This window comes from Bradyrhizobium neotropicale, assembly GCF_001641695.1.
In the GTDB taxonomy this organism is placed as follows: Bacteria; Pseudomonadota; Alphaproteobacteria; order Rhizobiales; family Xanthobacteraceae; genus Bradyrhizobium; species Bradyrhizobium neotropicale.
The window spans coordinates 13029-31887 of the sequence record NZ_LSEF01000014.1; the positions used below are offsets into that span (position 1 = coordinate 13029).

Below are 18859 nucleotides of genomic sequence, written 5' to 3' on the forward strand. Positions count from 1 at the left end.
AAGCGGCTTCAGCCACTCAACGCAAACCTGCAACTTTCCAGAAAGTCTTCTGCTACTTCTCCTGGCGTCCCTGTCGTCAGCCAATAGAATATTCTCAATTGGAGTTCTGCTACCGTCGGTCGGCCTGCTTTTCACACCGCGGCTCAATCCAATGAGTTTCCTCCGGCGGCAGTTAGTCAGCTCAAAACTTGGTGAGGTAACGCGATACGTCGCATCCTCGCGCATGCTTGGCAGCTAACATTCTTCCTGCTAGATGCGTCTCGAACGATCCCAAACGGAGTGACTATGGCTAAGGCGGTAAAGAAGAAGATTGTGCGTCGCGAGTACACGAAGGCCGACGTCAAGGAGCTACGTGCACACTCGAAGGCGAAAACACCCGTCACGAAAATTGCGAAACTTACACGGCGAACGACTGGATCGTTGCGTCAAAAGGCCCGAAAGCTCGGCATCCCCCTTGGTCATCGACGCTAGCGCCACGTCGGGCGACCAAGTCGATCCACCTGCTTCAACGAAGCTTTTTTGGGGCTCCTCCAGCAGGCTCTTTGGATAGTTCCGTTAGATCAACACCGGAGTCTATACATCGCTCCGGTCCTGGGAGGCTCCTGCGAGCCGCAGGAAGTTCTTCAGCAGCAAATGCCCTTGTGGGGTCAGTATGGACTCCGGATGAAACTGGAGACCATAGGTCGGTTCATGACGATGCGCGATGGCCATGATCTCGCCTTCGTCTGAACGCGCTGTCACGATGAGGTCTTGCGTGCAAGGCTCATCGAGCTCGACGATGAGAGAATGGTAGCGCCCCACGCAAAGGGGCGAGGAGACATTCTCAAATAGCCCCGTGCCATCGTGCGTTATGTTGGAGAAGCGGCCGTGCATGGGGCGACGGGCTCGTGCCACGCGTCCACCAAAAACGCTCCCGATGCACTGATGTCCGAGACAGATGCCGAGAAGTGGGACGTGACCCGAAAATTCGCGAACGACTGCAGTCGATATGCCGGCTTCGATTGGCGTGTAGGGACCGGGGGAGATCACCACGGCCGTGGGCCTGAGGCGAATGATGTCCTTGATGCTCACTGCATCATTGCGGCGCACTTCCGTCGCTTCACCAAGCCTTTGGAAATACCGGGCAATGTTGAAAACGAAGGAGTCGTAGTTGTCGATGATGAGGATCAAGTCGCACCAAGTCCTTCGGCTCGAAATGCGTCAAACAGACGCTGCGCCTTGGCAAGCGTCTCCTCGTACTCAGCTTCCGGATCCGACATGGCCGTAATCCCGCTGCCCGCATGAAACACAGCTCGATCGTCGTCGATCGTGACAGTGCGAATAGCAATGTTGGTGTCCATCTGCCCGTTGAAGCCGATATAGCCGATTGCTCCGCAATACACCTCGCGCGCCACTCGCTCGATGTCCGCGATAATCTCCATCGCTCGCACCTTTGGTGCCCCTGTGACGGAGCCGCCGGGAAAGCAGGCCTGAAGAAGGGAAACGGCGTCTTGGCCCTTGGCAAGCTCGCCTGTAACGATCGAGACGAGGTGGTGTACCGAGGCATAGGATTCGAGATTGCACAGCGCTGGAACCTCGACCGAATGCGGGGTGCAAACGCGCGATAGGTCGTTCCGCAGGAGGTCGACAATCATGATGTTCTCAGCACGGTCCTTTTCGGACGCAACGAGCATTTCAGCGCGACGCTGGTCTTCTTTTGGATCAGCGCAGCGCGCGATCGTGCCTTTGATGGGTCGGGTTTCCACCCGTCCTCCGTCCAGCTTCAAAAATCGCTCCGGCGAGCTCGATGCGATGGTCAGTCGGCCATAGCGCAGGAGGGCTGCAAAAGGAGCCGGATTGAGCAACCGTAGCCGGCGGTAGAAGGCAAGCGGATCGAATGAAGGTGACAGGTGGGCGCTGAACCGCTGCGCAACATTGGCCTGAAAAACGTCGCCTGCCAGAATCAGGTCAACGACCCGGCTGACCGCCGCGCCATAGATCTGCCGGCTGAAATTGGAGTGCCACGGACCGGCGCCGCCAGCGCCCCTGTCTGGAAGCGGATTTGTGTCTTCAAGCAGCGCCGCAAATTCATCAGCGCGCCGCTGCGCACGCACTGCTCGACGCGCGGGATTCTGTGCGGGCCATCCGGTCGAGACGATCCAGCATCTCTTCTCGCGGTGATCGTAACTAAGGACGACGTCGTAGAAATGCAGAATGGATTGAGGCAAGCCTCGACCGCCCGTGACCAGCTCCGGCAATCGCTCCAACGTTTGGTTCAGATCGTAGCTAAGAAAACCGGCGGCCCCTCCCTGGAAGGGTGGAAGGTCGGGGCGATGCTCTTGCGGGTAGCAGGCAAGCAGCGCGCGAAGAACCGTCCAGGGATCGTCGTCGTCAAGGCGTTGTCCGTTCCAACTCGGCCGTCCATTCGCAACCATATAGGTGCCGAAAGGATCGCAGGTCAGAAATGAGTAGCGCCCGAGCAAACTGTCGCCCACCGAACTATCGAAAAATGTGAGATGCGATCGACCCGACAGACGCTGCATCGCCGTAGCCGGATCTATCCACTGCAGCTCGCTAACGTGCATGGGACTATCATTCACTTAAAGGATACGAACGCTACCGCATTTCAATCGTGATCCCGCAAGGAGAGGCGCGTCGGGAACCTGGCAGGGATTGCATCGGGCAGCAGCTTATCCAGTGCTACCAGCGCGTCGGGTCATGAACCGCGCATCTGTCGAGACATCGTAATCTGCCGCAAAGCGCAGTTCCCGTAAGGGTCGTACCCGCCTGATCGATTCCTGATAAAGACGATGCGCCTTGTAAGCGGCAAGTTCGGTCTCATTGTCGAACTCACCATAAACGGCGACGTCGATCTCGTTGCCGAGCTGATCTGTCTTGCGATTGCGAGCGATCTCGATCCGGCGCGCATGCGGAATCATGGTGAGAACCGACAAGCCCTCCATCACCTGCTCGATAGTGTCCTTATCCCTGGCGGTGAACAAGACGATGTGGCGGATCATGGATGGCTCTGTCGTTGGATGCCGTTTGCCTAACTATCTTGAGACCGAGCGCGCTGCAATAGTTAGGCGAAAGTGCGATGTCGCGGTCGTCATATGAGTGAGAGTTCGGGCGGTTCGCCCCCGCTGTGACCGATCGCGCTAGAGACCGTTCCTCGGCGAGGCCAACGGCTCTATGCGCGGCATGAGTGGGGGCTTTTAGGTGTGATCGGTGTGACTGGCTCTGTTGTTAGAATGAAGTCGCCGCTCTCAGGCTCAATCTGCCGCTACGTCAGATTAGAGGCCCTTTGGGTAACGAGACCATCGTAAAACAGGCAAACAGACGAGTCGTTGCTTTGGTGGTGCTGCCAGCAAAAATTCCATCTCCCTATCAGAAATGGTAGCCGCTCCAAATTGTCGGGCTCGGCCGTATCGATCCGAGTGAAATGGTGGATGGCGTTGCAAAGTTCAGGTCTTCAACGGTTCTGGAAGAAATTGGCAGGTCGGGCGGCGCCGAGAGCCACACGATCGAGACGGGTTGCGCCGCACCCGTCGTCCGGGAGGCGTTGCGGCGGTAGGCCGCAGATTCGGCGCGTGTCTGATCTTCGCGATGAATTTCTGCGCATCGGGGCGAATATTCGCCTGAAGCGGGCGCGGGGGCCCGAAAGTCGCCGGTTTCATTGTTCAGACGAGCCGTATATGAGGCTTGCGGGCTGCGCCTCGGTGCGCCGTTCTATGATGGGAGGTCAATCTTATGGTTGCTGCTGTGGGAGTGAAGCGGAGCGATAGCAATAACAGCGCGCCGGTTCGCAACGACTGGCGCCGCACTGACGCCATAGCGATCTATGGCCTGCCATTTGCCGAGCTGATGTTTCAGGCCCAAAGCATCCATCGGCAGAACTTTAATCCAAACCAGGTCGAAGCCGCGAGCCTGCTCAGCATCAAGACCGGCGGCTGTCCGGAAGATTGCGGTTATTGCTCGCAGAGCGCCTCCTATGAGACGGGTGTGAAGGCGACCCGCCTGATGGATCGCGCCAAGGTGGTCGACGCCGCGCAGCGTGCCAAGAACGCAGGCGCGAGCCGCTTCTGCATGGCCGCGGCTTGGCGCAATCCGAAAGACCGCGATCTGGAAGGGGTCTGCGAGATGGTCAGCGCGGTCAAGGACCTTGGCATGGAAACCTGCGTCACGCTCGGGATGCTGACGTCAAGGCAAGCGTTGCGGCTCGCCGGGGCTGGTCTCGACTTCTACAATCACAACGTGGATACCTCGCCGGAGTTCTACGGCAAGATCATCACGACGCGCACCCTGCAGGATCGCATTGACACGCTGGCACATGTCCGGGACGCGGGCATCAAGGTCTGCTGCGGTGGCATTATCGGGATGGGCGAGGGCATCGAGGACCGGATCGGCATGCTCGTGCTGCTCGCCAACCTTCCCACGCATCCGGAAAGCGTCCCGATCAACCTGTGGAACGAGGTCAAGGGCGTGCCGGTCAATGATACTGCCGAGCGTCCCGATCCGATCGCGCTTGTACGCCTCCTTGCGACAGCCCGGATCATGATGCCGAAAAGCGTGCTGCGCTTGTCCGCCGGGCGGCAGTACATGAGCGATGAACTGCAGGCCCTGTGCTTTCTGGCCGGCGCGAATTCGATTTTCATCGGCGATGTGCTGCTGACCACCAGAAACCCGCAAGCCGAGCGGGACGCGCGTCTGCTCGAGCAGCTCGGAATGACGTCGGGACTTGCGCGAGGCAAATAGAGCAGCGGACGCGTTGTACGCGAAGCTATAAGGGTGGGGGATCCATGCAGATTACGCTCATGAAGGGCAAAATTCATTGCGCCTCGGTCACCGAATCCGACCTCCACTATGAGGGCTCGATTTCGATTGACCGTGCGCTCATCGACGCTGCTGGGTTCCTGATCAACGAACGCGTCGAAATCTATAATCTGCAAACTGGAGCGCGCTTTGCGACCTTTGTGACCGAGGCGCCGCAAGGCTCGGGGGCGGTCGACCTGAACGGTGCGGCTGCGCGACTGGGTATGCCCGGGGACAAGATCAGCATCGTGGCATATGCCTCATTTGATGGGGAGGAGGCCAAAACCTTCAAGCCGCGCATCGTGCTGGTTGATCGAGACAATCGCGTCCAGTCAGTTTGAGGGCCAAGAGGCCGCCGATCCCGGCGGGCCTGGTCTTTGATCTCCATTAGAACTCTTGTGAGCTCGAACGTTGCTAGCCGCGGGTGAGGAATGAACGCCATCAAGGGGGCCAAGATTGCCAGATACGCGGGAGCGCTGCGCGCTCTGAAAGAGGAGGATCGGCTGCGCGGACTCAAGGCACGTGCGGGCGTGGATTTTACGTCGAACGATTATCTGGCGCTCGCCAGCGCGCCGCGCATGAAGCAAGTCGTCTCCGCTGCGCTCGAGGCCGGAACCCCCATCGGAGCCGGCGGGTCGCGGCTGTTACGCGGCAATTGCGAGGAGCATGAACAGCTCGAGGCATACGCCGCCAAATTCTTCGGTGCGGAGGCCGCGCTCTTCTTTGGCGGCGGTTATGTCGCAAATTTTGCCGTGCTGTCTACCGTACCGCAGCGGGGCGATCTGCTCGTGCTCGATTCTCTCGTGCACGCCAGTATTCATGAGGGCGCGCGAGCCGGCCGGGCCGACGTTCGCATCACCGCTCATAACGATCCCCAATCCGTCGAAAGCTCAATCCGTGATTGGCGCGCTGAGGGTGGGATGGGGCGCGTGTGGATCGTGGCCGAAAGCCTCTACAGCATGGACGGCGATTTCGCGCCTCTTGAAGATCTGGTCGCGATCGCCGACCGGCATGATGCGTTCCTGATGGTGGACGAGGCCCATGCCACGGGCGTCTATGGCGAACAGGGGCGGGGACTGACCGCGGCCTATGAGGGCCGTGAGAATCTGTTGGTCCTTCATACCTGCGGCAAGGCGCTGGGTGCTTCAGGCGCGCTTGTTACGGCGTCCGGCGTGCTGCGCGATTTCATGATCAATCGTTGCCGCCCCTTTATCTTCGCCACCGCGCCCTCGCCGCTGATGGCCGTCGCTGTGCGGGAAGCGCTTGCGATTCTGCAGGAGGAGCCGGAGCGGCAGCGGAATCTTGCTGACCTCGTCACCTTCACACACCGGGAGATGGATGTGCGCGGGTTGCGAAGTCCTCAACACTCGCAGATCGTGCCCTATATCGTCGGCGACAATGCGCATGCCATGCGGCTTGCCTCTTCCCTCCAGGCCCGCGGTTTCGATGTCCGCGGGATCCGGCCGCCAACGGTGCCGCCTGGCACGGCCCGTTTGCGAATTTCACTGACACTGAACGTGGGGGAGGACGACGTGCGTGCCATGCTCGATGCGCTGGTCGAGGAGACGCGAGGTGAAATCCAGTGAGCTCGCGGATCGTCGTCACCGGCACAGGAACCGGGGTCGGAAAGACGGTTTTTTCGGCCGGCCTCGCTCACCTCATCGAAGCCAGCTATTGGAAACCGATCCAGGCGGGGCTCGAGGAGGCGACCGATACCGAGCTCGTCACGCGCCTTGGTAACCTCTCGGCCGATCGCGTCATGCCGGAGCTTTACCGCCTTCGCACGCCCGCTGCGCCTCTTCATTCTGCTGAACTCGATGGGATTCGGATCGATGCTGACTCGCTGAATGTACCGGCGGCCGGCGAGCGGCCGCTCATTATCGAGGGAGCCGGGGGACTGATGGTGCCGCTGACCAGTACCACCCTCTATATTGACATCTTCCAGCGATGGCAGCTTCCCGTTGTGCTTTGCGCAAGCACGGAGCTTGGGACCATCAATCACTCGCTGCTCTCGATCGAGGCTTTGCGAAAGCGGCAGATCCGCATCCTTGGAATTGCATTTATCGGGAGAAGAAATCCGGAAAGCGAGAGCGCGATTTGCGACATCGGGCGGGTGCGCTGGCTGGGGCGGCTGCCCTGGATTGAACCGCTCACAGCAGACGCGCTGCACTGCGTGTTCAAGAATTCCTTTGTTCGCAATGATTTCCTGGCTTAGGTAATGCCGACGTCCAAGTCTCCAGTTTGGCACCCCTATACGCAACACGCGCTCCAAGACGAGATGACCAGGATCGTGCGCGGTGATGGGGCTTATCTCCACACTGCGGATGGCCGCCGCATCATCGATGCAATCTCATCATGGTGGGTCATAACTCACGGTCATTGCCACCCAGATGTTGTAAACGCCATCAAGGAGCAAGCCGGCAAGCTGAACCAGATCATATTCGCCGGCTACACCCATGATCCCGCTGAGGAGCTGGCTGCGCAGCTGTTGAAGCTCGCCCCGCGCGGCCTCGACCATGTCTTCTTTTCCGACAGCGGATCGACGAGCGTGGAAGTAGCCCTGAAAATGGCGCTCGGCTATTGGCACAATATCGGCAAACAGCGCGTCCGCATCATCGTGATGCAACATTCCTATCACGGCGACACCGTCGGCGGGATGTCGGTCGGTGCGAGGGGCTTGTTCAATGCGGCGTACGGGCCGCTGCTGTTCGACGTTACATCTATCCCATTCCCTAGGATAGGCCAGGAGCAGGCAACGCTCGATGCGCTCGAGAGCGTATGCCGAGATGAAATTCCGGCCGCCTTTATCGTGGAGCCTCTGGTGTTGGGGGCAGGTGGGATGCTGATGTACGAGGCCTGGGTGCTGAAAGAGATGAAGCGGATCTGCGAAGCCTCAGAGGTCCTGTTCATCGCGGACGAGGTCATGACCGGTTGGGGACGCACCGGGACGTTGTTTGCCTGCGAGCAAGCCGATGTCAGCCCCGATATCGTCTGCTACTCCAAAGGAATAACGGGAGGAGCGCTTCCGCTCGCGGTAACACTCTGTCGCGCCGATATTTTTGATGCGCATTACTCCAAGGATCGGACGCGCACGTTCTTTCATTCAAGCTCATATACCGCCAACCCCGTGGCCTGCGCCGCCGCAAAAGCCAATCTGGATCTGTGGCAGGTCCCGGCAACGAGCCAGCGGGTCATCTCCCTCGCCGCGATGCAAGAGCAGGCAATTGAGTCCTTCCGCGCCGACTCCCGTTTTGAGAACGTCCGCCGCACCGGAACCATCACAGCCCTCGATCTGAAGACGAGGGATGCAGGCTATCTGGCGGGTATCGGTCCGAAGCTTCAAACGTTCTTTAAAGACCGGAATCTGCTGCTCCGGCCGCTCGGCAATACGATCTACGTGATGCCGCCGTATTGCGTCACGATGGCAGACCTTGACGAGATCTATGCCGGCATCCGCGATGCAGCGGATGCGCTAGCCTGAAGGCGTGCTTCGCGTGCTTGACCGAAAGCGAGCTTTTAACATTTCCGACGTGCCACGATCAATTTCAGGTTTCGAAGAACAGACCATTGAACGCGGCGGAGACAGCCAGAATCCACACTGAGCAACACGCCCGCAATATCGCACCGCAGTCTCTGCCTTTAACTACTGGCGAAACCGTGAACTGCCGGGCAAGCGGGCGCTCGGGACCAGGGCGCCGATGGTGGTGCCGACAGTGCCGAATGACCGCCGGTCGCTCGACTTCGTCTCGGATCAACCCACCGATGGCCGCCGCTTCCGCGTCCTGATCGTGGTCGACGAGTGCACGCGCGAGTGCCTGGCATTGGTGGCCGATACCTCGATGTCTGGCTCCCGGTGGCTCGGGAACTGGACCGGCTGATCATCGAGCGCGGACGTGCTTCGAAACGTCCAACCCAATCGTCGCGGCTTCGATTGGTGAATTGCTCCTGTTAACGGTTCCGTAGATCGCCAGTATATCGCCGGCTCCGAGGGAGCGGGGCCGTCTTCCCCATCAATGGCCGGCTGCGGGCGCCCAGGCCCGTGTCGCGCTTGGATGCTGGCGGGCCGATTACAACGACCTGCGACCACACTCGCGACTCGGATGGAAGACCCACTCCGAGTTCAGCTTCAGCTTCCATCCGCGCCGGGATCTGGCGCTGCGCTATGCCGATGGCTCCGCACCAGCTCCCGTCGCTACCACCGCCCTATCGGGTAAATCCATCAGCCAGAGCGAACTCAGGACTGGATAAAAGTTGGAGGCAAGGTCAAGATGTGTCCCACGGCGCGCGTCCGTTTGCTACTGATGCCCTAACCGCGCCCTTTGGCTGCTCCTACAATAACGATTATGAGGGCTCCTAGCCCCACAATTGCGGGAAACATTCCCAAAAACATTCCTCCCGACACTGCAATTGCTTCTTCAGGCGTCAATTCGGTTAGATCATGGGCTGACACATCGATCTTCATTCTTGGTCTCTCTCTCGCTCTTCCATTCAGCAGCTCCTATAGCCGCGCAGAGAGATAAACTCAAAAGTCGTGCCAACTGCGCAGGAAGAACCCCAGAAACATTTTCCTGCATTAATTCAATTGCTTATTGAGAGTTGCGTCGGCACTCCCCCGAACATCACCGTGTCGCGGACTCGACAATCTCAACGTAAGCGGCAAGCTGAGGCCGTCAGGCGGCGTGGTTCCAAGGCATAAGCGCGTCGATTTTGCTACGTGGCCAGCCGTTAGCGATACGCTGAAGCGTGAGAGCAAGCCAGGCGAGCGGATCGACGTTGTTCATCTTCGCTGTCTGCGGCAGTGTCGCGATGGTCGCCCAGGTTCGTCCGCCGCCGTCACCCGATAGCCGATCGCTCATCCCCTCCGCCAGACGGGGTCTCCTTGCCGCTTACACTGCCGGTGGGGGCGGGATGATTTTTTCGATCGCTGTTACGACGATGCATCCGATAGCTCGTCCATCCATGCCGGTCCAGCAGGACTGGCGTTCGCGTGGATCGATCCCAGCGGTTTTACGCCGCTATGGGGCGCGCGGTCCTGCGCAATACCGCGGACCACTCTTGCGATAGGTGCCTGGACCAGGCTGCCGGCGAGACAGCCCAGTTGCAAGCCTTTGTATATACGGGCGCGCCGATATGAGACCGCCGTGCGCCAGACGCCATGGCGGCGCGAGTACAAAGCGTTCGCTTCCTCGCAGCCGAGTTCCCGGGTTCGGCCGTCCGCCAGCTTACCGGACCCTCAAGAGATAATTGCACCGCCTGGACCGGATGGGTCTCAATAGCGCTGCTGCAAATTGACGCCCACCTCGAATCCGGGCGCCAACGCCGGCGGGTTCGCGCGCGAAGGCGCGGGTGGTCGGGAGATGCCTGATACTTCTGCATCGTACATCGACGATCAGAGCCAGTGGACGCAAGGCAATGATGTCGGAGATGTGCCTAGCGGTCACGGTGTAGACAGCACCCAGAAAGTCGATGCGATCCTTACTGTCGGATATGGTAGGGGGGGCTGCCTACAGTTTGGGATACTCTGTTCGCGACGACCCGCTCGCAACCAAAACGCCACGGCAGCTCGAACAATGAGTGGCGCCTGTGGATCCTTAATCTTTTGAGAGAGAAATCTGCGGAGACGATCATGGAAACGCGATTGGCGGACTGTAGAGCCAGTGATGCGTGTCATATCCCGCTGAGCAATCTGGATGTAAGCGAAGCCAAGCGCTTTCAAGATGATAGCATATGGGGGTGTTTCGAGCGGTTGCGGATGGAAGATCCCGTTCACTACTGCCAAGATAGCCCTTATGGTCCATATTGGTCCCTAACGAAATACCGAGACATCGTAGCGGTAGATACAAATCACAAAACGTTCTCGTCGGAGCAGGGTGTCACTATTGTCGACGTGCCTGACAAGCACTGGACTCAGAGTTTCATCAAGATGGGTCCTCCTAAACATGGCGAGCAGCGCAATACTGTCAGTCCGATAGTCGCACCGGAAAACCTGACGAAGCTCGAAAACTTGATCCGCCGTCGGCTCAGGACGATTCTGGACGGCTTGCCGCGTAACGATGACTTCAATTGGGTGGACATGGTCTCCATTGAGTTGACGACGCAAATGCTCGCCACGCTATTCGACTTTCCATTTGAGGATCGGCGCCTTTTGACCTATTGGTCGGACGTAGCTGTTGCAACTCCGAAAATGGGCCATGCAATCGACAGTTGGGACAAGCGAAGCACGATCTTGTCCGAGTGCTTGGAGTATTTCACGCGACTTTGGAAGGAGCGCATTAATGCCGAGCCACGTGTCGATCTGATTTCCTTGATGGCGCACTCGCCCGCAACTCGCCACATGGAGCCGAGTGAGTTCCTCGGAAATCTGATTTTGCTGATCGTGGGGGGAAATGACACCACGCGCAATTCGATTACCGGGGGGCTCCTGTTCATGAACCAGAACCCTTCCGAGCTGCGAAAATTACGCGATAATCCCAATCTGGTGTCGAGCGCGGTGTCCGAGATCATTCGATATCAGACGCCCATCGCACATATGCGCCGCAACGCCGCTGCCGATATTATCGTAGGTGGGAAACAAATCAGGAAGGGCGACAAGGTCGTCATGTGGTACATCTCTGGCAACCGCGATGAAGAGGTCATCGGGAACGCCAACAGCTTCGTCATCGATCGCAAGAACGTGCGGCAGCATCTCTCGTTTGGATTCGGCATCCATCGCTGCGTTGGTCGACATCTTGCGGAGCTACAGTTGAGAGTTCTCTGGGAAGAACTCTTGAATGCACGGCTGGAGGTCAAGGTTGTCGGCGAACCTGAGCGAATTGCGTCCAATTTTGTGCACGGTTATTCTGCTCTCCCTGTGCACATTGCAGCTTAGGCTGTGATGCTCTGGCTCGGGAGTCGCCATGCAGCACGGTTTCCGTCCTCTTTGGCCCCTCTCGCCGCAGCAAAGTACCGAAAGCAGTTGATCGGGAAGGAATACTGCATCTCGGGAGCTGGGCGCGGCTGTCCGGTTGAGCAATCAGCATAGACTGAGGCTCATCTGTGGCTGATATTGAGGGGTGGAGTTCGGCTCGAGCAGGTATTGGATTGATCTGCGGTGCATGAGGTTGGCGCGGACGAGCCTGGCGAAGACGAACGGGCTTCGAACGGCTTTCTGAGCGGCCTGGGCCAGGCACAGCGCAGAAAAGCGATCAGGGCGACGGCGATCTGGATGCACACAGCATTCTGGGGGGTGCCGATGAGACGTGTGATCTTCAGGTCTGCTTGCCCCAGCGAAAGAACAGCTCGATGGCCCACCGCCGGCGATAGAGGCCGGCAATGTCCTCGGCAGATGCATCAAGGTCATTCGAGGCGCTGCCCGAGGTGGTGAAGCCGCGCTTCATGGCTCGAAAGACCCGTCACGATCTCGCGCAGCGCCGACGCCCCCGAAGTTGACCGTGCAGCAACGCCACGAACTGTGACTTGGTCGGCAGCCGCTGCCCTCGTGTCTGGCACGGTACATGCCTCTTGTTCAGCCACAGACTTAAGAAGGGCTCTGTTGTCGTGCTCGTGGCGTGACGCCAGAACCGGACAGCAGCATGTGGATCAACAAAGGGATGGTTAGAGAATGGGTGACGTGGCAATCTCGAACTACAATATCGTCACACTGCCGGTTGCTCAGCTTAGACCGAGTGAAGAGATCGAACTTGAACGGGCTCAGATGCTGGCCCAGGTAATCGCCGAAGAGGGAAGGTGGACGCAGCCGATCCTGGTTGAATGCAGTCAATCGGTGATTATGGATGGCCACCATCGCCATTTTTGCGCCACGACGCTTAATTTATCGTTTGTTCCATGCGTCGTGCTTTCTTATGACGATCCAAATTTGGACGTAACCTATTGGCGCGATAGCACGCCTGTCGACGTGGAGCAGATCATCAAGGCCGGCCTCTCCGGCGATCTGATGAAATCCAAGACGACAAGGCACCGCCTACACGTTCAACTGCCATCCTGTTCAGTTGATCTCAATGAGCTGAAGTGAGGATCAACGGGCCATTTAAATCTTCCAGGCGCCAGTTCAAAGTGTAACGAATGACCGTTTGATTGGTCAAAGGTCCATCCAGCTCGGATTAGAAAAGCCGTTTTGCGGATCTACCGTGCAGTCAAGCCCTTTTGCCTTGGCGCCCCACTGGCGTGCTTCGGCTTAGTTCGCAACTTAGTTTTCAGATTGGATATTCAAAGAATAGGAAAGTCGGTCAAAAGGAGCTTGCAGAATACCGAATATCGTAAGGCCTTTCTTGGTCGTCGTGACCTTATACAGACGCCGCAACATTGGATAGCCATTTGGAATTGCGAATATCTCCGCAACTTTTCGAGCCGCGGTCGACGCGTCGATGAGGTAGGAGATATTCCGGATTCGAATCCCAAGTCGGCCCAGCGCCTCAGTTACTGGCCGCGCCGCAAATTTGTCAATGATGGCTTCATCGACATCTGGCGATAGATAGGTGGAGTCGTACGCGAGCGGCGGCTCGCCGGCGAAAAAGATCATCTTTCGCACGCAGAGCGTCGCCTCACCAGGTGGGTTGAACATTTCCATTGCCGGATCAGATATCTTCTCATTGGCAATAGACATCAGCCGTACATTTGCCGTTTCCAAATGTGCGATTCCGTCACTAAGATCAATCAGGAATCGTCTTTGTTCCTTAACAAAGGTACCCTTGCCGGCGATCGCAGTGACCGCTCCGATGGCCTGCAAGTCGCGCAAGGCCCGCTTAATTGTAATCGGGCTGACGCCAAACTCGCTGCTGAGTGTTGCCGTGGACGGGATGGGGAGGTTCGGCAGATACGCGCCATTCTGTATGCGATTCAGGAGCTCCTGACGGACTGACTCATGAAGAGATCGCGAAGCACGCAGTTGTGGAGTGATCACGAAGCTTCTCCGATTGCGTCCGCTCCACGTTTGATGCCGGAGCAAGAACTATGCGCGAAGGCGCTGGTTTGGTCATCCATCGAGTGAATGGTCATGTCAGCATTGACGAGGAACGAGCGCGATCGATCTCATGTCGCTGCGATTTTCCAAAGAGCCAGCTATCCAACTGAGCTGAGATCCCCGGATCGAGCAGGTGGCGCTGTGCCATCCACTCGTCATCGAAAATCGTGCTTAGATATTTCTCGCCGCCATCGGCTACCATTGTCACGACCGTGCCGGTCAGCCGGCCGGCTGCGATGAATTCCATCGCCTTGTAAATGGCGCCGCCGGTCGATCCACCGACCAAAAGCCCCTTGCGCCGAGCGAAATAGCGCGCCGTTTCGAAGGCTTGTACGTCAGTAACTTGTACCCCCTCGTCGATGCACCCATAATCCAACACCTTGCCGATGGCCTTGCCAGCCGGCGTTCCGGTGCCGGACTGATAGTAGGGATGCCCGGCCTTGCCGAACACGATGGAGCCGGCCGGCTCCACGCCGAGTGTGCGTATCATCGGATTGTGTCGCTTGAGCGCCTGCGCAACGCCGGTTATCGATCCGCCTGTCCCGACGCATGCTACGAACGCATCGATATCAAACGAAAGCTGAGCAACCAATTCTTCGACAAGACCGGCATAGCCCGTCGGATTTGCGGGATTGTCCCACTGATTCATGAACATGGCGCCGGGCAGCTGGGCTGCGAGCTGTTCCGCTATCCGCTGCCGCTCCACGATCGCGACCTCGTCCTCGGCAAAATCGCCCTCTGCGTAGCGAATCTCCGCACCCAGTGACCGCATTGTGCGAATCTTGTCGGGAGCAGCATGATGGTCGACAATGGCAATGAACTGCAGGCCGAACTCTAGTGCCGCGAGTGCCAGTCCTGTACCGGTATTTCCAGAAGACGATTCAATGATCGTGCCGCCTGGAGTGAGGCGACCGTCTTCAAGGGCGGCGACAACCATACTTCGCGCCATACGGTCTTTCATCGAACCGCCAGGGTTGTTCTTTTCCAGCTTTAGCACCAGACGGGCATCCCGGTCGGGGACTTCGATCGACATTACCGGCGTCTGGCCGATCAATTGAGTTGCCGTCGTGGGCAGCATCAAGCTTCTCCAACTGCTTTCCAATAAAGACCAAGACGCCGCGGGCGGTCTTCTGCACCGCGATCAGGCTGACGCCGATATAGGTTCCGCAACGATCGCTCCGACACACCGCACATTGACCGGATCAGTTGCTATAGACGAGCTGATCATTGAGTTGCGAGATGGCGAAGGTCGAAAACCGAGTACGAGAAACGTTGTGGGGAGATAAATGTGACGAACAGACGCGAAGCCCTCGCGCACGCGCAGCCGTAGCGCTCAAACGGCGGTAGCGATCGTCATCTCAGGCCGACCTCATACTCAAGGATGTTCTGGGGCCCGATTGGTCCGGAGCAAAGCGCACCTGTGTCACGAAAACCCCACTTCAGATAAGCCCCTCTAGCTGCGACGTTGCGCAGGTTCACGCTTAGCATTAGACGATTGATGCATGGTCGGTTTGTCGAGAGCCAGTGAGCGGCTAGCCTCACTGCCGACCTGCCATATCCGTTGCCCTGATGTTTGCGGCTGACCCGAAAGCTATGCAAGGTGACCGCGTCCGATGGTGCCCATTCGGGGAGGGCCTCTCGTTCACGCAGGACAAAGAAGCCGATGATCTCCCCGGCCACAACAACGGAGAACGGGTGCTCGAGTTCGTGGCGCGAGCTATTCCGAAGCTCAGAGAATACGAAATCGAGGGCGCCCGCAAACTGCTCCTGCTCCAGGTCAAGCGTCAAATGAGCGACCAGCCGATAATCAGCACGAGACAACGATTCCAGGTTGGTGCCCTCGTCGGATGTCAAGTCATTGGATCGATCACCGCGCTTGCTGACAACAGAGTGTGATTGACGTCGCACGCGATGCTCCTCGGAAGTGGTCCGGACGAAAGTGGCCCGATCAGAATGGACGTGCCCCTTAAACTCAATCAACTACAAACGTTGGTAGGTGGATTTCTGCGAGCTTACGTGTTGGGAGTTCACCGCCTTCGATGCGGAATGTCGGATTTCAGACGTGCTTGTCATAGCCAGGACAAGAGTCGCGAAGAAATGGATCTAGAAAACTGCGTTATCGTGCCTGGCACGAGGCTTGAAAAGGCGGACGGCATCCGGCACCGCTTCCTGAAGGATTCCTGGCCATGACGCATAGATCCGTCGTATCGACGTGCAAGAATGCCGATGCACTGACGCTATTTGCGTCTGCATAGGCGCACGGCCACGCACGGGCTTACGCGGTGACCGCCCTGCCGAGACGTGGTGCGCCGGACACGGTTCAAAGCTTCGGCTTGCGAGCCACCTGCCGTACGTGTTCTCCACTAACGCGCGCGAGCTCTCGGGCCGCGGCGTAACCAGCAGCAAAGGCTTCGATGAACAAGATGGCTGAAGCAAAGCCGTTGTTGGCTTCGCAGCAAGAACCAATCGGCACGATAGCTTACCAACACTTTGGCATGGAGCTCAGCGAAACCGCGAAACTAGCGCTACCGATTGTGTTGGCGCAGGTTGGCCAGATCACGATGATGACGACCGACCTTGTTTTTATTGGGCAACTCGGTGCCGAGGCGATTGCCGCAGCAGCGCTGGCCGGTAGGGTCTATCTCATGAGCTTCACCTTCAGCGCGGGATTGCTAGGGGCGATCGTACCCCTGTCGGCACAGGCCTTTGGGGCCAATAATCGAGCCGTGGTACGGCGCACGGTCCGCATGGGGCTTTGGGCGGCGCTACTGTCATCGTTCCCGATCATGGCGTTTGCACTGGGCGGAGAGCAAATGCTTCTCGCTCTTGGCCAGGCGCCCGCCGCGGCGCGGCTCGCCCAACAATACTTGTTCGGACTGACCGGGGGCGTGGCGCCAGCGCTATGGTTTCTGGCCTTGCGCAGTTTCATGAGTGCAGTCGGTCGGCCCGAGCCGGTCTTATGGATTACTCTGGCCGCTATTCCCTTGAATGGCCTGCTGGTTTATCTGCTGATCGACGGGAAGTTCGGCCTGCCCAGGCTGGAGTTGTTCGGGGTTGGCCTTGCCACCACCCTGGTGAACTTTGCTACATTCTTGGCAAGTGTATGCTTCGTACTACTGCAACGTCCGCTCCGAGACCACCACGTGTTTACTCGTCTCTGGCACTTCAATGGGAATTCGATGCGGCAGCTGATCCTGATCGGTATGCCAATCTCACTCGCCTCCTTAATGAGCTACGGCCTATCCTTAGCCGCGTCTCTGTTAGCGGGGCTGATCAGCACGCGTGTGCTCGCCGCGCATCAGATTGCGTTCCACGTCGCGGCGATCTTGTTCATGGTTCCATTCGGCATCAGTATGGCGGCAGCGGTGCGCGTTGGCCAGGCCGTCGGCCGCAACGACGGTCCTGGAATGAAACGAGCTGGCCTGGCCGCGATGCTATTCGGTTTGCTGATCACCGCGATACTGACGCTCGCGGTAATTGCGGCTCGTTTTGAGATCGCCGAGATGTTTTTGAGCGAGGCCGGCCGCCATACCGACCCAACCATTTGGCTCGCTGCGGAGCTCCTTTTCGTAGCGGCGGCGTTTTTTATCACCGATGCCGTGCAGAGTATCGCGGCGGGTAGTCTCAGCGGATTGAAGGACACGCGAGTTCCGCTACTATTCGCCGGCGTCGCTTATTGGCTGGTGGGCTTCCCGCTCAGCTACGTGCTCAGTTTGAAGATCGAGCTTGACGCCATTGGTATCTGGATTGGATTGTCGATCGGAAAGGCCCTCTACGCAGCGCTCCTGGTCGTCCGCTTTCTGCTGCTGACGAGCAAATGAATATGCCCTCCTGAAAAGCGACATTCGTTACCACGCGGTGTTTCGAGGGAAGATATCACCGAGCAGCGCCCTACCTACATGACTTGATGAGAGCTGACGTGCTGGCTCTTAATCTAGACTGCTCTTTGCCGCGCGGGAGGAGGGGTCTCTCGCCTCGGACGGAGCGAAGCCCCTCACCGAACACGGAGGTCGGCAAGACCCTGTCGCTCGCCAATATCTGGTCTGGGGTGACCTTCTGCCGATGCATGCGCGGGTTCTTGCTCCTGCCCTCAAGTTCGGCCTCCGCTTCCTTCTTGATCGTTGCGAGCTCATCTTTTCGCGGCCTGTAGCCCCTCTGCAACTTACCCCTGGTGTAGAATCCCGACACCGCGGGATTCTCATCATGTTCATCCAGTGCCGCGTGCGCGGCGCTACTGAAGGCGAGCGAGACGGGCCCTAGGCGGTGTGGACACTTATCGCATCCATAGGACGATGGCAGCGAGAGTGACGACGGCTCGGTAATTTCGGGCGGTCTTTTCGAAGCGGGTAGCGACGCGGCGGAACTGCTTGAGTTTGGAGAAGCAGCATTCCACGAGATGGCGCTGGGCATAGAGATGTTTGTCGAGCGGATATTTGAGGGCGCGTGACGGGTTGTTGGGGATGACGGCGAGCGCCTTTTTGGCGGCGATGTCTTGGCGCAAATGATCGGCGTCATAGGCTGTATCGGCGATGACGACCTCGGCCGGCAGTCCCTCGATCAATGCGGCGGCCTGTGGTGCATCGCCCTTCTGGCCTGCGGTGAGCGTGAACCGTACAGGACACCCCAAGCCGCGAACGGCCATATGTATCTTCGTGCTCAGGCCGCCGCGCGAGCGGCCAAGCGCCTGATCTTCAGACCCCCTTTTTTCGCCCCGGCGGCGTGCTGATGCGCCCGGACGATGGTGGAATCGACGATCAGATATTCGAAGTCTGGATCATCAGACATCGCCTCGAAGATCCGCCACCAAACACCCTTGATGCTCCATCGACTGAAGCGCCGGAATACGCTGTTCCAGTCTCCGAACGCCTCCGGAAGGTCGCGCCAGGGAGAGCCTGTACGCACGATCCAGAGCACACCTTCCACGAACATCCGGTTGTCCCGCCCGGTCGAACCCTTCTGGTCGGGCCGGCCTATGATCAGCGGCGCCATGCGCTCCCAGGCCGCGTCGCTCAACACCAAACGATCCATCACACCCAAGGCCGCCTCCCAAAAAGAAGCCTTGAATCTGATTTGCTCTCAAAAGGGAATCCTTAGAGTCCACACCGCCTA

At 58.4% G+C, this 18859-nt stretch carries 16 protein-coding genes and 3 pseudogenes; 9 read left to right on the forward strand and 10 right to left on the reverse strand.

The genetic code is table 11. From position 1 onward, the window contains the following. Positions 1–573: 573 nt before the first annotated feature. The 3 genes from AXW67_RS02110 to AXW67_RS02120 all read right to left on the reverse strand — a co-directional run bounded on the left by AXW67_RS02110 (position 574) and on the right by AXW67_RS02120 (position 2999). The gene (locus AXW67_RS02110; RefSeq protein WP_063676246.1) at positions 574–1170 is read right to left on the reverse strand and encodes an anthranilate synthase component II; all 597 of its coding nucleotides are present in this window, start codon (positions 1168–1170) and stop codon (positions 574–576) included. Next, positions 1167–2564, reverse strand: a complete 1398-nt coding sequence (gene pabB, locus AXW67_RS02115) for an aminodeoxychorismate synthase component I (protein ID WP_063676248.1) — start codon at positions 2562–2564, stop codon at positions 1167–1169. Before pabB ends, AXW67_RS02110 begins: the two co-directional genes overlap by 4 nt. Before the next feature lie 105 nt (positions 2565–2669). Then, a complete protein-coding gene (locus tag AXW67_RS02120) occupies positions 2670–2999 on the reverse strand; it encodes a Dabb family protein (RefSeq protein WP_063676250.1) in 330 nt (109 codons plus the stop codon). A 730-nt stretch (positions 3000–3729) separates the two neighbouring features. On the opposite strand from AXW67_RS02120, the gene bioB reads away from it, so the two are divergent. From bioB to AXW67_RS44940, 6 genes and pseudogenes are all read left to right on the forward strand, one after another. Beyond that, positions 3730–4734, forward strand: a complete 1005-nt coding sequence (bioB, locus tag AXW67_RS02125) for a biotin synthase BioB (protein WP_063676253.1) — start codon at positions 3730–3732, stop codon at positions 4732–4734. A 44-nt stretch (positions 4735–4778) separates the two neighbouring features. Continuing rightward, positions 4779–5132 (forward strand): aspartate 1-decarboxylase, encoded by a 354-nt coding sequence (panD, locus tag AXW67_RS02130; RefSeq protein WP_063676255.1) that lies wholly within the window; start codon positions 4779–4781, stop codon positions 5130–5132. Positions 5133–5222: 90 nt separating this feature from the next. Then, positions 5223–6377, forward strand: a complete 1155-nt coding sequence (locus AXW67_RS02135) for an 8-amino-7-oxononanoate synthase (RefSeq protein WP_063676257.1) — start codon at positions 5223–5225, stop codon at positions 6375–6377. Next, the gene (bioD, locus tag AXW67_RS02140) at positions 6374–7006 is read left to right on the forward strand and encodes a dethiobiotin synthase (protein WP_063676259.1); all 633 of its coding nucleotides are present in this window, start codon (positions 6374–6376) and stop codon (positions 7004–7006) included. Before AXW67_RS02135 ends, bioD begins: the two co-directional genes overlap by 4 nt. Before the next feature lie 3 nt (positions 7007–7009). Continuing rightward, positions 7010–8272 (forward strand): adenosylmethionine--8-amino-7-oxononanoate transaminase, encoded by a 1263-nt coding sequence (locus AXW67_RS02145; RefSeq protein WP_063676261.1) that lies wholly within the window; start codon positions 7010–7012, stop codon positions 8270–8272. 190 nt (positions 8273–8462) lie between these two features. Further along, a pseudogene (locus tag AXW67_RS44940) lies at positions 8463–9039 on the forward strand (integrase core domain-containing protein); the annotation flags it as partial. A gap of 58 nt (positions 9040–9097) precedes the next feature. Here the strand turns inward: AXW67_RS44940 and AXW67_RS42590 are convergent. Both AXW67_RS42590 and AXW67_RS02155 read right to left on the reverse strand, forming a co-directional pair. Beyond that, entirely contained in the window at positions 9098–9253 is a 156-nt protein-coding gene (locus AXW67_RS42590; RefSeq protein WP_161491212.1) for a hypothetical protein, read from the reverse strand. Between the two features lie 208 nt (positions 9254–9461). Then, positions 9462–9629: pseudogene (locus AXW67_RS02155) on the reverse strand (transposase domain-containing protein); the annotation flags it as partial. A 788-nt stretch (positions 9630–10417) separates the two neighbouring features. Between AXW67_RS02155 and AXW67_RS02160 the strand changes: the two are divergent. Further along, complete coding sequence (locus tag AXW67_RS02160) at positions 10418–11659, forward strand: cytochrome P450 (protein ID WP_063676274.1); 1242 nt, start codon at positions 10418–10420, stop codon at positions 11657–11659. Positions 11660–11803: 144 nt separating this feature from the next. Here the strand turns inward: AXW67_RS02160 and AXW67_RS43650 are convergent. Further along, positions 11804–12134: pseudogene (locus tag AXW67_RS43650) on the reverse strand (transposase); the annotation flags it as partial. A 257-nt stretch (positions 12135–12391) separates the two neighbouring features. Here AXW67_RS43650 and AXW67_RS02165 point away from each other — a divergent pair. Continuing rightward, the gene (locus tag AXW67_RS02165; protein ID WP_063676266.1) at positions 12392–12802 is read left to right on the forward strand and encodes a ParB N-terminal domain-containing protein; all 411 of its coding nucleotides are present in this window, start codon (positions 12392–12394) and stop codon (positions 12800–12802) included. 174 nt (positions 12803–12976) lie between these two features. On the opposite strand, the gene AXW67_RS02170 is transcribed toward AXW67_RS02165, so the two are convergent. The 3 genes from AXW67_RS02170 to AXW67_RS40045 all read right to left on the reverse strand — a co-directional run bounded on the left by AXW67_RS02170 (position 12977) and on the right by AXW67_RS40045 (position 15658). Beyond that, positions 12977–13690 (reverse strand): GntR family transcriptional regulator, encoded by a 714-nt coding sequence (locus tag AXW67_RS02170; RefSeq protein ID WP_201723625.1) that lies wholly within the window; start codon positions 13688–13690, stop codon positions 12977–12979. A 91-nt stretch (positions 13691–13781) separates the two neighbouring features. Beyond that, a complete protein-coding gene (locus tag AXW67_RS02175) occupies positions 13782–14828 on the reverse strand; it encodes a PLP-dependent cysteine synthase family protein (protein ID WP_063676267.1) in 1047 nt (348 codons plus the stop codon). Between the two features lie 275 nt (positions 14829–15103). Beyond that, a complete protein-coding gene (locus AXW67_RS40045; protein WP_161491213.1) occupies positions 15104–15658 on the reverse strand; it encodes a GNAT family N-acetyltransferase in 555 nt (184 codons plus the stop codon). 506 nt (positions 15659–16164) lie between these two features. Here AXW67_RS40045 and AXW67_RS02185 point away from each other — a divergent pair. After that, a complete protein-coding gene (locus AXW67_RS02185) occupies positions 16165–17571 on the forward strand; it encodes an MATE family efflux transporter (RefSeq protein ID WP_082907727.1) in 1407 nt (468 codons plus the stop codon). A gap of 452 nt (positions 17572–18023) precedes the next feature. Here the strand turns inward: AXW67_RS02185 and AXW67_RS40050 are convergent. Beyond that, a protein-coding gene (locus AXW67_RS40050; RefSeq protein ID WP_145927316.1) for an IS5 family transposase occupies positions 18024–18787 on the reverse strand; the annotation gives its coding sequence in 2 pieces (ribosomal slippage) (positions 18024–18449 and positions 18452–18787; 762 coding nt in all). Positions 18788–18859: the final 72 nt, after the last annotated feature.